Here is a 13,656-nt window from a genome sequence, read left to right as displayed (position 1 = left end):
GCGGCACCTGCGGCCCGGCAAAGCCGGTTCCGTGGTGCCTCTTGGTTCGACCCCGGCAAGCGGTGCGGGTCGCGCGAAGCGAAGTGGTTGGCTAAGGCGTTGGGAAGCCTCGAATTCTACCCGCCGCCCCCATGGCGATTGGCCCGGCGGGGCGTGTGCGGGCGGGGTCCGGTGGGATAATCGCGCCCCATGAGCATCACCTACAAGGACGCCGCCGGCATCGAGGGCATGCGCACCGCCTGCCGCCTCGCCTCCGAAGTGCTGGACTACCTCACGCCGCTGATCCAGCCCGGCATGACCACGCTCGAGATCGACCGCCTGGCGGCCGACTACATGAAGCAGCAGGGCACCCGCTCGGCCACCATCGGCTACCAGCCCAGCGGCTACCCGCCCTACCCCGGCCACCTGTGCACCTCCATCAACCAGGTGGTCTGCCACGGCATCCCGAACGAAAAGCCGCTCAAGAAGGGCGACATCCTCAACGTGGATGTCACCGTCATCACGCCCGAGGGCTGGTACGGCGACAACAGCCGCATGTTCCTGATCGGCGGCGAGGCCGCCTGCTCCCTCCAGGCCCGCCGCCTGTGCCAGGTGACCTTCGAGGCCATGTGGAAGGGCATCGTGCTGGTGCGCCCGGGCGCGCGCCTGGGCGACATTGGCCACGCCATCCAGACCTACGCCGAAGGCAACGGCTTCAGCGTGGTGCGCGAGTTCTGCGGCCACGGCATCGGCCAGCGCTTCCACGAAGAACCCCAGGTGCTGCACTACGGCCGCCCGGGCACGCTGGAAGAGCTCAGGCCCGGCATGACCTTCACCATCGAGCCCATGATCAACGCCGGCCGGCGCGAGATCAAGGAACTGGGCGATGGCTGGACCATCGTCACGCGCGACCGCTCGCTCTCGGCCCAGTGGGAGCACACCGTGCTGGTCACCGAGACCGGCTACGAGGTGCTCACCTGGTCGGCCGGCAACATCGCGCCGCCGGCCTTCGTGAACCCGGCCCCGGCCAGCGTCGCGGCCTGAAGGGGCGTCCCGGTGGACGACCTGGCCAGCCTGCGCCAGCAGTACCGCGAGCACAAGCAGGCGGTATTCGCCGCCCTGCTGCAGACCGGGGCCTCCACCCGCGGCGTGCGCCGGGCCCTGCACCAGCTCGCCCGCCTGACCGACCAGACCCTGCGCACCCTGTGGCAGCGCGCCGGCTTCGGCCCGCGCTTCGCCCTGGTGGCCGTGGGCGGCTATGGGCGCGGCGAGCTGTTCCCGCATTCCGACGTCGACGTGCTGGTGCTGCTGCCCGAGGGCTGCGAGCCCGACGCCGACGACGCCCTCAAGGCCCGCATCGAAGGCTTCATCGGTGCCTGCTGGGACCTCGGCCTGGAGATCGGCTCCAGCGTGCGCACCGTCGACGAGTGCGCCACCGAAGCCGAGAAGGACGTGACCGTCCAGACCTCGCTGCTCGAGTGCCGGCTCATCGCCGGTCACCAGGAGGGCTTCCGGCGCCTGGTGGCCCGCCTGGGCGAGGCCATGGACCCCAAGGCCTTCTTCGTGGCCAAGACGCTGGAGATGCGACAGCGCCACCACAAGTTCGAGAACACGCCCTACGCGCTGGAGCCCAACTGCAAGGAATCGCCCGGCGGCCTGCGCGACCTGCAGATGATCCTCTGGGTGGCGAAAGCCGCCGGCCTGGGCCGCAGCTGGGACGAGCTCGCCCGCCGCGGCCTGGCCACGCCGCTGGAGGCGCGCCAGATCAAGGCCAACGAGGCCCTGCTGAGCCTGATCCGCGCGCGCCTGCACCTGCTCGCCCACCGCCGCGAGGACCGCCTGGTCTTCGACCTGCAGACCGCCGTGGCCGAGACCTTCGGCTTCAAGCCCCAGCTGCCCGCACCCGGCGAAACCAACCCGCGCGGCACGCGCCGCGCCAGCGAGGCGCTGATGAAGCGCTACTACTGGGCGGCCAAGGCGGTGGCGCAGCTCAACCAGATCCTGCTGCTCAACATCGAGGAGCGCCTGGGCGACACCGAGCCCGGCGTGATGCGCCTGCGCCCCATCAACGAGCGCTTCTTCGACAAGGCCGGCATGCTGGAGGTGGCCAGCGACAACCTCTACTTCCAGCAGCCGCACGCCATCCTCGAGACCTTCCACATTTACCAGACCACGGTCGGCATCAAGGGCCTGTCGGCGCGCACCCTGCGCGCGCTGTACAACGCGCGCCCCGTGATGAACGCGAAGTTCCGCGCCGACCCGGCCAATCGCGCCCTGTTCCTGCGCATCCTGATGGAGCCGCAGGGCATCACGCACGCCATGCGGCTGATGAACCAGACCTCGGTGCTGGGCCGCTACCTCTGGGTGTTCCGCCACATCGTGGGGCAGATGCAGCACGACCTGTTCCACGTCTACACCGTGGACCAGCACATCCTGATGGTGCTGCGCAACATGCGCCGCTTCTTCATCCCCGAGCACTCGCACGAGTACCCCTTCTGCTCGCAGCTCGCGGCCGGCTGGGACAAGCCCTGGCTGCTCTACATCGCCGCCCTCTTCCACGACATCGCCAAGGGCCGCGGCGGCGACCACTCCGAGCTCGGCGCGCGCGACGTGCGCAGCTTCTGCCGCCAGCACGGCATCCCGCGCGAGGACACGCGCCTCATCGAATTCCTGGTGGCCGAGCACCTCACCATGAGCCGGCTGGCGCAGAAGGCCGACCTGTCCGACCCCGACGTCATCGCCGCCTTCGCGCAGCGCGTGGGCGACGAGCGCCGCCTCACGGCGCTGTACCTGCTCACCGTGGCCGACATCCGCGGCACCAGCCCCAAGGTGTGGAACGCCTGGAAGGGCAAGCTGCTGGAAGACCTGTACCGCTACACGCTGCGCGTGCTGGGCGGGCGCGCGCCCGACCCGGGCGCCGAGATCGAAGGCCGCAAGCGCGAGGCGCTGCAGATGCTCGCGCTGCACGCCCTGCCCCACAACGCGCACAAGGCCCTGTGGGACACGCTGGACGTGAGCTACTTCATGCGCCACCAGGCCGACGAGATCGCCTGGCACACGCGGGTGCTCACGCGCGAGCTCGCCAAGCCCGGGCGCGACCCGAGCCGCGCCATCGTGCGCGCGCGCCTCTCACCGGCCGGCGAAGGCCTGCAGGTGCTGGTGTACGCGGCCGACCAGGCCGACCTGTTCGCGCGCATCTGCGGCTACTTCGACATGTCGCAGTTCAGCATCCTGGACGCGCGCGTGCACACCACCCTGACCGGCCACGCCCTGGACACCTTCCAGGTCATCGTGCCCGAGATGGCCGAGCACTACCGCGAACTGGTGGCCATGGTCGAGGCCCGGCTGCCGCAGGTCATCGACGAGCGCGGCCCGCTGCCGCCCCCCACCAAGGGCCGGCTGTCGCGGCGCGTGAAGAGCTTTCCGATCACGCCGCGCGTGGACCTGCGGCCCGACGAGAAGGCCCAGCGCTGGCTGCTGTCGGTGTCGGCCAGCGACCGCGCGGGCCTGCTCTACGGCATCTCGCGCGTGCTGGCGCGCCACGAGATCAGCGTGCAACTGGCCAAGATCACCACCCTGGGCGAACGCGTGGAGGACACCTTCCTCATCAGCGGGCCCGAGCTGCAGGTGAACAAGCGGCAGATCCAGATCGAGACGGAGCTGCTGGAAACGCTCGAAGGCCATTGAGGGCGCCGGCCGCGCCCCCGGCCTCAATCCACCCGCAGGCGCGCGCCATCGCCGGTGGCGTCCAGCACCTCGCCGATCTCGGCCGCCTGCTCGAAGCCATGGCGGCGGAAGGTGGCCAGCACCTCGTCCACGCTGGCGGCCTCGCAGGCCACCAGCAGGCCGCCGCTGGTCTGGGGGTCGCTCAGCAAGGCCTGATCGACCGACTGCAGGCCCGCGCCCAGGCGCACCTCGTGCCCATAGGCCGCCCAGTTGCGGCCCGAGGCGCCCGTCACCATGCCGGCGCCCGCCAGCTCGCGCACGCCGGGGATCAGCGGCACGCGCGACCAGTCCAGGCGCACGGTCTTGTTCGCGCCGCGCGCCATCTCCATCGCGTGGCCCGCGAGGCCGAAGCCGGTCACGTCGGTCAGGGCGTGCACGCCGGGCAGCTTGGCCAGGTCGGGGCCTGGCGTGTTCAGGCGGGTGGTGGTGTCGATCATGGCGGCATAGCCGGCCGGATCGAGCCGCTCCTTCTTGAGCGCGGCCGACAGCACACCCACGCCCAGCGGCTTGCCCAGCACCAGGCGGTCGCCAGCCTGGGCGTCGGCGTTGCGCTTGACCCGCGCCGGGTGCACCAGGCCCATGGCCACCAGGCCGTAGATGGGCTCCACCGAATCGATGGTGTGGCCGCCCGCGATGGGGATGCCGGCGGCGCGGCACACGTCCTGCCCGCCCTGCAGGATGCGGCCGATGGTCTCGGTGCTCAGCACGCTGATGGGCATGCCCACCAGCGCCAGCGCCATGATGGGCGTGCCGCCCATGGCGTAGACGTCGCTGATGGCGTTGGTGGCCGCGATGCGCCCGAACTCGTAGGGGTCGTCCACGATGGGCATGAAGAAGTCGGTGGTGGCGATCAGCGCCTGCTCGTCGTTGAGGCGGTAGACGGCCGCGTCGTCGGCGGTTTCGATGCCCACCAGCAACTCCTTGGGCATGGGCATGCCGGTGCTGCCCTTGAGGATGTCGCTGAGCACGCCGGGGGCGATCTTGCAGCCGCAGCCGCCGCCATGCGACAGGCTGGTGAGGCGGGGTTGGGCGGCGGCGGTGGGGATGGGGGCGTTCACGAAGGGGTCTCCGGTTCGGTGGCCGGCGCGGGCTCGCGCGGGCGGACGTCGTTCAACAGGGCCAGCAGCGCCTGGCGTTCGGCCTCGGGCTCGAACAGCGGCGCGCGTGCGGCGCATTGTGCGGCCAGGCGCGCGAGCCTGCCATCGGGCGCGGCCATGTCCGCACGGCATCCGCGCAGCAGGGCCACCAGGGCGGGCGCATCGCCCACCGGAAAGTAGCCGCCATAGGCCTCGCCGAGCATGCCGAGGTTGCCGTCGATGCGCGAGGCCAGCACCGGCGTGCCGCCGCGCACCGCCTCCAGCACGGCGTGCGCGCCGCCCTCCAGTCGGCTGGCGTGCACCAGCACGTGCGCGCGCTGCAGGCGGCGCAGCACCTCGGCGTGCGGCAGCGGGCCCAGCCAGCGGTAGTGCGGGCAGGCCGCGGCGGTGGCCCGCGCGGCCGCGCCGAGCGCGGGGTCCAGGGCCTCGCCGATGTGGTCGATGCGGATGCCTTCGCCCGGGGCGATCAGCCGCGCCGCCTCGAACAGCGTCTGCGGCGATTTCTCTTCGCGCAGGTGGCCCACCATCAGCGCGCGCAGGAAGCGGCGGGGCTTGGGCAGGGGCGCGCGCGCGGGCCCGGACTGGAACACCACCCGGCAGCGCTCGCGCAGCGGCGGCGGCAGCGCCAGCGGCCCGCGCTCCTGCAGCACCACCAGGCGGTGCGCGAGTGCCAGCGAGCGGCGGGCGTCGGCGTCGCCCTGGATGTCGCGGTACAGGTCGGTGCCCGTCAGCACCACCACCAGGGGCACGAGCGGATGCGCCCTTGCCCAGGCCGCGATGGACGCCGCCGAGCGCCGAGCGTGCAGCGCGATCAGCACCGCCGGCGTCTCGTGCAGCGTGGCCTCGGGCCATTCGCGCACGACCACCACCCGATAATGCCCCGCCAGCAGGCGCGCCCAGCGCCGCGCGGTCTGCCAATTGCCGTTGTTCGCGTCGGCCAGCGCCGGCGTGACAAGGCACAACAGGGGTTTGTGGATGGTGGCCATCGAACAAGGGATTGTGTCGGAGCCCGGCGACGCCCCCGGCGCGGCGGCCGAGCAGGCCCGCCGGGGCGGTCGGGAAACGCTGGCCGCCCTGCTGCGCCGCACGCGCGCGCGCACCCTGCGCCTGGCCCAGGCCTACGAGGCCGCGCTGGGCCCCCGCCTGCGCGTGCCGCGGTCGCCCGAACTCAACCCGCCGCTGTGGGAGCTGGGCCACCTCGGCTGGTTCGCCGACCGCTGGATCGCGCGCCAGCCCGCACCGCAACGCGAGCGCGGCGCGCGCGCCGACCCCACGGCGCCGCTGGCTCCGGCGCGCCAGGCCATGCGCGGCCTCGACGCCGACGCGCTCTACGACAGCAGCGCGGTGCCGCACGACACCCGATGGTCGCTGCCCCTGCCCGACCTGGCCGCTACCCGCGCCGACCTGCAGGCCAGCCTGGACGACACCCTGGCCCTGCTGGCGCACGCGCCCGAAACCGACGACGGCCTGTACGCCTTTCGCCTGGCCCTCTTCCACGAGGACATGCACGGCGAGGCCTGGGTGTACATGGCCCAGGTGCTGGACATCGACCCGGGCGAGACCGCGCCGCCGCTGGCCGCGTGCGAAGGCACGCTGCGCCTGCCGGCCGGTCCCTGGACCCTGGGCTGGCACGGCCCGGGCTTCGCCTTCGACAACGAGTTGCCAGGCCAGACGGTCGAGCTCGCCGCCGTCGACATCGATGCGGCCCCAGTGAACTGGGCGCGCTACCTGCCCGCCGTCGAGGCCGGCGCCGTGCCCGTGCCGCGTTTCCTCCAACGCGAGGCCGGCGGCTGGTGGCAGCGCGCCCAGGGCCGCTGGCGGGCCCTGGACCCGCGGGCCCCGGTCTGCCACGTCAGCGCCACCGAAGCACAGGCCTGGTGCGCCTGGGCCGGCCGGCGCCTGCCCAGCGAAGCCGAGTGGGAGCGCGCGGCGCTCAGCGCGCCCGGCTTCGCCTGGGGCCAGGTCTGGGAGTGGACCGCCAGCGCCTTCGCCCCGCACCCGGGCTTCGAGCCGCACCCCTACCGCGACTACTCCCAGCCCTGGTTCGACGGCCGGCCCGTGCTCAAGGGCGCGAGCTGGGCCACCGCGCCGCAGATGCGCCACCCGCGCTACCGCAATTTCTTCGGCGCGCCGCGCACCGACATCCTGGCGGGCTTTCGCAGCGTGGCGCTGCCGGCCCCGCGCTGAACACCGCCCCCGCGGCCGGGTGGGGCGTTCGCGGTCTAATCCGGGCTTCGCCCCCGCACCGGAGCCAGTCGTCTTGCAGATCGCCCTCGAACAGCTCAGCGCGCGCCACCCCGCCGCGCGCGCCGCCCAGCCCGCCGCCGTGCAGGGCCTGAGCCTGCGCGTGGCCGCGGGCGAACAACTCGCGGTGATCGGCCCGTCGGGCGCTGGCAAGACCACGCTGCTGCAGCTCATGGCCTGCGCCATGCCGCCCAGCGAAGGGGCCCTGCGGCTCGATGGCGCCGATCCCTGGTCGCTGCCACGCGCCGAGCTGCGCCGTCTGCGCGGGCGCCTCCTGCTCGCGCCGCAGGTCCCGCCGCTGCCGCCGCGCCAGCGCGTGGTCACGGCCGTGCTGGCGGGCCGGCTGCCCGCCATGGGCCTGTGGGCCAGCCTGCGTTCGCTGCTGCACCCGTCCGACATCCCCGCCGCCTTCGCCGCGCTGGAGCGCTTCGACCTGGGCGACAAGCTCTTCGAGCGCGTGGACCGCCTCTCCGGCGGCGAGCGCCAGCGCGTGGGCCTGGCGCGCACCCTGCTGGCGCCGGCCACGGCCTGGCTGGTGGACGAACCGCTCTCGGCCCTCGACCCGACGCGCGCGCGCCAGGCCATCCACACCCTCGTCGAGGGCGCGCGCGAGCGCCGCGCCACGCTGGTGGCCACCCTGCACCAGGTGGACGTGGCGCTGGCGCATTTCCCGCGCATCGTGGGCCTGCGCGACGGCCGCCTGGCCTTCGACCTGCCCGCGGCCGAGGTCACGCGCGAGCGCCTGGCGGGCCTGTACGACCGGTTCGAGCACGAGCTGCAAGGCGGCGCGCCCGCGAACCCATCGCCCGAGCCCGAGGCGGCCGTGCCACCCGTGTTGATGTGCCGCTGAAGCCTGCGATGAACACCGCCACGGCGCCCCGCGCCGCCCCCACCCGCGACCCGGCCTGGCTGACCCGGGTGTTCTGGATCGGCGCCGCGCTGGTGCTGCTGTGGCCGCTGGGCGTGGCCACCGAGTTCCGGCCCTGGGTGCTGTTCGAGCCCCGCAACCTGCGGGTCTCGGCGCAGTTCCTCGGCAGCTTTCTGCCGCCCACACTGGACGGCGACTTCCTCGCGCTGGTGGCGCGCGAGACCTGGCGCACCGTGGCCATCGCCACCGCCGGCATGGCGCTGGCCCTGTTGATCGCCGCGCCGCTCACGCTCGCCGCCACCCGCGTGCTCTCGCTGTCCGCCCTGTCGGGGCGCATGGCGCGCGGGCCCTGGGTGGGGCGCCAGGCGGTGCGCTGGCTGCTGATCGTGCTGCGCAGCGTCCCCGAGCTGGTCTGGGCCCTGGTCTTCGTGCGCGTGGTGGGCCTGGGGCCCACCGCCGGCGTGCTGGCCATCGCCCTCACCTACGGCGGCATGCTCGGCAAGGTCTACGGCGAGATCCTGGAAAGCGGCGAAGCCCACGCCACGCAGACCCTGCTGCGCAACGGCGCCTCGCGCCTGCAGGCCTTCTGCTACGGCCTGCTGCCCACCAACGCGGCCGAGCTCACCAGCTACACCGTCTACCGCTGGGAATGCGCCATCCGATCCTCGGTGGTGCTGGGCTTCGTGGGCGCGGGCGGCCTGGGACAGCAGCTCGACAACTCCATGAAGATGTTCAACGGCGGCGAGGTGGCCACCATGCTGCTGGTCTTCATGCTGCTGGTGGGGCTGGCCGACCGCGTGAGCGCGGGACTGCGAAAGGCACTGGGTTGAAACACCCCCGCCGCGCTTCCCGCGACCCCCTCAAGGGGGCGGCACCTGGGGCCCGGCAAAGCCGGCTCCCCGGCGCCCCTGGGTCGTCCGCGCTCCTGGGCTGGCACAGCAAGGCCCTGTGGTTTTTGCTGGCGCTGGCGGCGCTGGTCGTCGCCAGCTTCTGGTCGCTCGACCTGCAGTGGCGCGAATTCCTGTCGCTGGACGCGGCGCGCAGCATGGGCCGTTTCCTCGGCGAGTTCTTCCCGCCCGACACCTCACCCGAGTTCCTGCGCCGCGTGGTCCAGGGCACCTGGGAAACGCTGGCCATGTCGGCCCTGGGCACGGGCCTGGCGGCGGTGGCGGGCCTGGCGCTCGCGCTGCCGGCCAGCCGGCGCGGGGACGGTGGCGCGTCCTGGGCTCGCGGCCCAACGCGGTTGCTGCTCAACGCCCTGCGCAGCATCCCCGAGCTGGTGTGGGCCGCGCTGCTGCTCATCAGCGCGGGCCTAGGGCCCTTCGCCGGCACCCTGGCCCTGGCCTTCCACACGGCCGGCGTGCTGGGCCGTCTGTTCGCCGAAGCGATCGAAAACGCCCCGCCCGGCCCGGCCGCCGCGCTGCGCGTGCAGGGCGTGGGCGGCGCGCGGGTCTTCTTCTACGCCACGCTGCCGCAGGTGCTGCCGCAGCTGCTGAGCTACACGCTCTACCGCTGGGAGAACAACATCCGCGCCGCCGCCGTGCTGGGCGTGGTGGGCGCGGGCGGCCTGGGCCAGATGCTGGCCTTTCACATGGGCCTGTTCCACATGGGCAAGACGGCCACCATCCTGGGCGCGATGCTGCTGATGGTGGCGCTGGTGGACGCGGCCAGCCATGGGGCGCGGCGGTGGATGACGCGCTGAACCCCTCAGGGGTTTGACGCCTGGGCCGGCGCGGCCTCGGAGATGGGTGCGTCCGCCGCGAGCCAGGCCGCAACGCTGCGCTCCCAGCGGAACCGCTCACCGACCGCCTCGCCCCCCAGCGCGAAGCCCCGGACCTGATCGTTGGCGTCCTTGCACCAGGCGCGGTGGCCGCTGCCCTCCCCGGCCTTCTCCCAGCGGAACGGCGAGCCGTCGACCACCGGCGCGACCACCACGGGAAACGAGGGCGTCTTCGCCACCACCGGCATGCAGGGAAAGACCACGTCGGTGGGATCGCCCGCGAGCGTGCGCGCCAGCGCTTTGGCCGAGCGCATCAGTGGCATCACGAACGGCAGCAGCAGCCCGTCGATCTGCGCGCAGTCCCCCAAGGCGTACACCCGCTCGGCGGAGGTTTTCAAGCGGCGGTCCACCACGATGCCCTTGTCCGTCAAAAGGCCCGCCTGCCGGGCCAGTTCAACGCGGGGCCTCACCCCCGCCGCGCCCAGCACGACATCGGCGACCGTGCTGTCGCCCCTCGATGTGAACAGCCACCAGGCAGCGCCCTGCGCCTGGGCGTGCGTGACCGGGGCCCCGAAGTGGCAGACGATTCCCCGCGCTTGCAGGGCGGCGCGCAAGCCCTCCCCGATTTCCCGGGGCACCAAGCGCGACAGAGGGTGCTCGGCCAGGTCGAACAGGCACACCTGGTGACCGGCGCGAGACAGGTCGTCGGCGATTTCGCAACCAATGAGCCCGGCGCCCAGGACCGCGATCCGGCGCGCGCCGCCCAGGCGAGCCCACAACGCCCGGTAGTCGTCGAGGTCGTTGAGGCGCAGCAGCGCATCAGGCGCCAGGCCCGCCACGGGCGGCACCACCGCGTCCGCGCCCAGCGCGAGCACCAGTTGGTCGTAGCGATGCCATTCGCCGTCGATGCACAGGCGCTGCCCGGCCGTGTCCAGCGATTCGACCGTGGCCTGCTGCAGGATGCGGACCTGCAGTTGAGCGGCCATCTGTTCGGCCGAGCGCTGCACGAGCTGCTCGGGCGCCAGCCCGGCCGACACGGCATTGGACAGCGCCGGCTTCGAATAGAAGTCGCCGGCATCGCGCGTGACCAGGGTGATCTCCACCTCGGGCCGCAACTTGCGCAGCTCGCGCGCGAGCGTGTGGCCGGCCAGCCCCGTGCCCACCACCCAGACACCGCTCATGGCGCGGCCTCCTGCGTGTGCAGCCACAGCACGCCGTCCTCAACGCTCAGGGCAAAGGTGCGCACGTCTTGCGTGCAGGGCACGCCCACGGCGCGGCCCGTCACCACATCGAACCGCCCCTGGTGCAGCGGACACTCGATCTCGCTGCCGCACAGGAATCCGTCCGACAGCAGGCCGTTGCCGTGCGTGCACTGGTCGCTGGTCGCGCAGAGGCGGCCGTCGTCCAGATGAAAGACGGCCACCGGCTCGTCGTCGACCCATACCTGCGTGACCGTTCCGGGGGCAAAGCCGCCGACGGGCCCCAATTGCTTCATCACCATCGCCGCCTCACACGGAGTAGAAATCGAGCATGCCCGGGATGCGGTCGTTCACCAGAACGACGTGCTTGCGCCCGATGCGCCAGGCTTGGCCCGGGGCCTCCCGCACGAATCGGTGCTCGTAGCGCCCCACGAAGGCGTGCGACTCGCCGCGCCGAAGGTCGTAGACCGTGCTGGTGAACACCGATGTCGCGCGCAACAGCGTGTCGCTGGCTTCTTCCACCAGGACATTGGAGACCGCGTGCACGGTGCGCGGCAGGGGCGTGCCGGCCGGCGAACGGCCGCCGCGCACCCGATCCACCCGATCCCGCAAGGACTGCACCCCAGCGCAGTAGATCAAGGACACTTCGCGCTGCGGGTCCGCGGTGGTTTCATGGTCACTGCGCCAGGCCGGCACCCAGAACACCGCCTCGCTGTGCAGGCCGTCCAGCCAATCGGTCCAGCGCTGCTCATCGAGCGCCAGCGCCTCCTGGTAGATCAGCCTTTGCGCTTCGGCCATGGCCTCATGCATGTTCGACCCCCTTGAGGATCAGCCGCTGCCATTCGCGGTAGCCCGCGTGAAAGCAGGTCTCGTCCGCGAGGTCGTAGCCGCCCTGCATGGCGCTCACGGGCGCGATGCCCAGTTCCCGCGCGCCTTGCCCGGGCGCCACCGCGCCCAGCCCCAGGCCACGCAGATAGCCCTGCTGGTCGCTCAGGCCGCGGGCACCATGGCCACGCTGACAGGCCTCGTACACGGCCACGTCGTCGGGTGTCGCCATGCCGCTGGGGTTGTAGAACTCCTCGTACTGGCGGATGCGTTTCTCGCGCGCCTGTGCCGGCTCGTTGCGGGGCGCCAGGCAATAGGACGTCACCTCGGTGCGGTCCACCGCCAGCGGCCGCAGCACCCGCATCTGCAGGGACGCGTTCTCCACGATCTGCAGGTTCGGGTAGATCACCAGGTTGCGCACGCGCAGCATCCAGTCGGCCACCTCCCGGCCCACCCGCTGCACGAGGGGTTCATACCCCGCGTACAGCGGCCGCTCCGCGGCATTGGGGTTGTCACCCCAGTACGCCACGTGGCCGTGCGCGAAGGACATGCTGCCGCGCTGGGCCTGCCGCTGCGCCCCCAGGTTTTCGTAGATCGACTGTGCCGCCCCAGATTGGCCCGCGCCGTCTCGCTGCCGGCGGCGGCCACGCTGCTGCAGAACCTGCAGATACGACGGATGGGTCGATGTGAAGTGGTACAGGTCCAGGGCGTTCTCCACCTGCATCTTCCAGTTGCCCTGGTAGGTGTAGACCACCTCGCCGGGAACGATCTCGACGCCCTCCTCGCTTTGGTCCACCACAAGGTCCAGGAACCGCCGCGCATCACCGAGGTGGTCGAGCAGGTCCGGTACGTCCGGCCGCAGGCTGGCGAACAGGAACCCGCGGTAGTTGCCAAAGCGCGCGACCGGCACCAGGTTGTGATCGAGGCAGTCAAACGCCGCCGGGTAGCCGCCGGAGGACTGGTCCTTGATGTCGATGCACTTGCCGCCCGAGTCGTAGACCCAGCCGTGGTAGGGGCAGGCGTGGAATTTTCGATTGCCCTGCCGGGTCTGGAACAGCGCCGCCCCCCGATGGCGGCAGCTGTTGATCACGCAGTGCAGTTGCCCATCGCCGGCCCGGGTCACCACGACGGGCGTTCGGCCCACCCAGGTCGTCAGGAAGTCGTGCGCCCGGGGCACCTGGGACTCCAGGCCGACAAAGACCCAGGTGCCCTCGAAGATGTGCTCCAACTCCAGCTGAAAGATGGCCGGGTCACGGAAGACGTCCCGGTGCACATCGAACCACCCCTCGTCGGCGCGATCGCCGATCAGGGCAGCGATGCGGTCTTGGAGATCCATGTCAGTTCTCCAGGTCGATCTTGGTCTTCTTCAGCAAGGCGCGCCAACGCACGGTCTCGGACTGGATGAACTCGCGGAATTCGCGCGGCCCGTCGGCCTGCAGCACGACGCCGTTCGGGGCCAGCTGCTCGCGCAGGGCGGCGTCCTCCGTGACCGCCTTGAGCTCCCGCGCCAGCCGCTCCACGATGTCCTTTGGCGTGCCGGCGGGCGCAACGATCCCCCACCAGGCCGTGACGTCGTAGTCCTTCAAGCCCACCTCGGCCATGGTGGGCACATCGGGCAGATAGGGGAATCGCTTGGGCGTCGTCACCGCCAGCAGATTGAGCTTGCCTTCGCGCACGAAAGGCAACGACGAGGTGCCGCCGTCGAACATGAGCTGGACCTGTTTGCCCACCAGATCGGTGACGGCCGGCGCGCTGCCCTTGTAGGGCACGTGGACCATGTCCAGACCCGCCTGGAGGGACAGCAGCTCGGCGGCGATGTGCGTCGAGGTGCCGGCGCCGATGGACGCGTAGGCGAACTTGCCCGGCTTCTCCTTGATTCGCGCGATGAGCTCCTGCGCATTGGCCACGGGCTGGTTGGTCACCAGCAGCAGCGGCGCATGGAACAGTTGGGACACCGGGGTAAGGTCGCGCTCCACGTTGTACGGCAAGCGCGCGATG

Annotated in this window: 13 protein-coding genes; 6 read left to right on the top strand and 7 right to left on the bottom strand. The window is 71.9% G+C overall.

All coding sequences use genetic code 11. From position 1 onward, the window contains the following. The first annotated feature begins 189 nt into the window (after nt 1-189). Both map and BGO22_RS01510 read left to right on the top strand, forming a co-directional pair. A complete protein-coding gene (gene map / locus BGO22_RS01515; RefSeq protein ID WP_070398579.1) occupies nt 190-1,023 on the top strand; it encodes a type I methionyl aminopeptidase in 834 nt (277 codons plus the stop codon). 12 nt (nt 1,024-1,035) lie between these two features. After that, on the top strand, nt 1,036-3,666 hold the full coding sequence (locus BGO22_RS01510) for a [protein-PII] uridylyltransferase (protein WP_070398580.1): 2,631 nt from the start codon (nt 1,036-1,038) through the stop codon (nt 3,664-3,666). Nucleotides 3,667-3,689: 23 nt separating this feature from the next. On the opposite strand, the gene selD is transcribed toward BGO22_RS01510, so the two are convergent. Both selD and senB read right to left on the bottom strand, forming a co-directional pair. Beyond that, the gene (gene selD / locus BGO22_RS01505; RefSeq protein WP_070398581.1) at nt 3,690-4,763 is read right to left on the bottom strand and encodes a selenide, water dikinase SelD; all 1,074 of its coding nucleotides are present in this window, start codon (nt 4,761-4,763) and stop codon (nt 3,690-3,692) included. Continuing rightward, nucleotides 4,760-5,788 (bottom strand): selenoneine biosynthesis selenosugar synthase SenB, encoded by a 1,029-nt coding sequence (gene senB / locus BGO22_RS01500; RefSeq protein WP_070398582.1) that lies wholly within the window; start codon nt 5,786-5,788, stop codon nt 4,760-4,762. The genes selD and senB overlap by 4 nt, the downstream gene beginning before the upstream one ends. Before the next feature lie 13 nt (nt 5,789-5,801). Between senB and senA the strand changes: the two genes are divergently transcribed. From senA to phnE, 4 genes are all read left to right on the top strand, one after another. Next, the gene (gene senA / locus BGO22_RS01495) at nt 5,802-6,989 is read left to right on the top strand and encodes a selenoneine synthase SenA (RefSeq protein WP_286848468.1); all 1,188 of its coding nucleotides are present in this window, start codon (nt 5,802-5,804) and stop codon (nt 6,987-6,989) included. A 73-nt stretch (nt 6,990-7,062) separates the two neighbouring features. After that, nucleotides 7,063-7,896 carry a phosphonate ABC transporter ATP-binding protein gene (locus BGO22_RS01490; RefSeq protein WP_204742322.1) on the top strand — a complete coding sequence of 278 codons (834 nt, stop codon included), beginning with the start codon at nt 7,063-7,065 and terminating at the stop codon, nt 7,894-7,896. 8 nt (nt 7,897-7,904) lie between these two features. After that, nucleotides 7,905-8,744, top strand: a complete 840-nt coding sequence (locus tag BGO22_RS01485) for a PhnE/PtxC family ABC transporter permease (protein WP_286848466.1) — start codon at nt 7,905-7,907, stop codon at nt 8,742-8,744. A 95-nt stretch (nt 8,745-8,839) separates the two neighbouring features. Continuing rightward, complete coding sequence (gene phnE / locus BGO22_RS01480) at nt 8,840-9,616, top strand: phosphonate ABC transporter, permease protein PhnE (RefSeq protein ID WP_070398742.1); 777 nt, start codon at nt 8,840-8,842, stop codon at nt 9,614-9,616. Between the two features lie 5 nt (nt 9,617-9,621). On the opposite strand, the gene BGO22_RS01475 is transcribed toward phnE, so the two are convergent. The 5 genes from BGO22_RS01475 to BGO22_RS01455 form a co-directional block, all read right to left on the bottom strand. Next, nucleotides 9,622-10,815, bottom strand: coding sequence for an FAD-dependent oxidoreductase (locus BGO22_RS01475; RefSeq protein ID WP_286848465.1), 1,194 nt, complete (start codon nt 10,813-10,815; stop codon nt 9,622-9,624). Beyond that, nucleotides 10,812-11,129 carry a non-heme iron oxygenase ferredoxin subunit gene (locus tag BGO22_RS01470; RefSeq protein ID WP_204742319.1) on the bottom strand — a complete coding sequence of 106 codons (318 nt, stop codon included), beginning with the start codon at nt 11,127-11,129 and terminating at the stop codon, nt 10,812-10,814. The genes BGO22_RS01475 and BGO22_RS01470 overlap by 4 nt, the downstream gene beginning before the upstream one ends. Nucleotides 11,130-11,142: 13 nt before the next feature. Next, on the bottom strand, nt 11,143-11,631 hold the full coding sequence (locus BGO22_RS01465) for an aromatic-ring-hydroxylating dioxygenase subunit beta (protein ID WP_286848463.1): 489 nt from the start codon (nt 11,629-11,631) through the stop codon (nt 11,143-11,145). 4 nt (nt 11,632-11,635) lie between these two features. After that, a complete protein-coding gene (locus BGO22_RS01460; protein WP_286848461.1) occupies nt 11,636-12,994 on the bottom strand; it encodes an aromatic ring-hydroxylating oxygenase subunit alpha in 1,359 nt (452 codons plus the stop codon). A 1-nt stretch (nt 12,995) separates the two neighbouring features. After that, the coding region (locus tag BGO22_RS01455) for a tripartite tricarboxylate transporter substrate-binding protein (protein ID WP_286848460.1) at nt 12,996-13,656 on the bottom strand (661 nt) is incomplete at its 5' end.

This window comes from Hydrogenophaga sp. 70-12, from assembly GCF_001897365.1.
GTDB lineage: Bacteria > Pseudomonadota > Gammaproteobacteria > Burkholderiales > Burkholderiaceae_C > Hydrogenophaga > Hydrogenophaga borbori.
Note: the sequence above shows the minus strand (reverse complement) of the source record. Positions and strands in the feature narration are given on the sequence as shown.

What these genes read in the sequence shown, in the direction of transcription:
- map (WP_070398579.1), top strand. Translation starts at nt 190, where the DNA reads ATGAGCATCACCTACAAGGACGCCGCCGGCATCGAGGGCATGCGCACC.
- senB (WP_070398582.1), bottom strand. Translation starts at nt 5,788, where the DNA reads ATGGCCACCATCCACAAACCCCTGTTGTGCCTTGTCACGCCGGCGCTG.
- BGO22_RS01485 (WP_286848466.1), top strand. Translation starts at nt 7,905, where the DNA reads ATGAACACCGCCACGGCGCCCCGCGCCGCCCCCACCCGCGACCCGGCC.
- BGO22_RS01475 (WP_286848465.1), bottom strand. Translation starts at nt 10,815, where the DNA reads ATGAGCGGTGTCTGGGTGGTGGGCACGGGGCTGGCCGGCCACACGCTC.
- BGO22_RS01470 (WP_204742319.1), bottom strand. Translation starts at nt 11,129, where the DNA reads ATGAAGCAATTGGGGCCCGTCGGCGGCTTTGCCCCCGGAACGGTCACG.
- BGO22_RS01465 (WP_286848463.1), bottom strand. Translation starts at nt 11,631, where the DNA reads ATGGCCGAAGCGCAAAGGCTGATCTACCAGGAGGCGCTGGCGCTCGAT.
- BGO22_RS01460 (WP_286848461.1), bottom strand. Translation starts at nt 12,994, where the DNA reads ATGGATCTCCAAGACCGCATCGCTGCCCTGATCGGCGATCGCGCCGAC.